The organism is Mesorhizobium waimense (genome assembly GCF_003601975.1).
GTDB lineage: Bacteria > Pseudomonadota > Alphaproteobacteria > Rhizobiales > Rhizobiaceae > Mesorhizobium > Mesorhizobium waimense.
In genome coordinates this window covers 1-210 of record NZ_QZWZ01000290.1, presented here as the reverse complement: position 1 = coordinate 210, position 210 = coordinate 1, and the positions used below count along the sequence as shown (strand labels likewise).

Below are 210 nucleotides of genomic sequence, written 5' to 3'. Positions count from 1 at the left end.
TGACGCCGAACGGTAAGCTCGACCGCAAGGCGCTGCCTTCGCCGGCCGATGATGCCTATGCGCGGCGGGCCTACGAGGCGCCCCGCGGCGCGGTCGAGACGGCCCTGGCCGGGATCTGGCAAGAGCTGCTCGGGGTCGAGCGGGTCGGCCGCCACGACCACTTCTTCGAGCTCGGCGGCCACTCGCTCATGGCGGTGCAACTGATGGAGC

At 71.4% G+C, this 210-nt stretch carries 1 protein-coding gene; it reads left to right on the top strand.

All coding sequences use genetic code 11. The features are described 5' to 3' along the window. The coding region (locus D3227_RS41050; protein ID WP_147377869.1) for a phosphopantetheine-binding protein at positions 1 to 210 on the top strand (210 nt) is incomplete at both ends.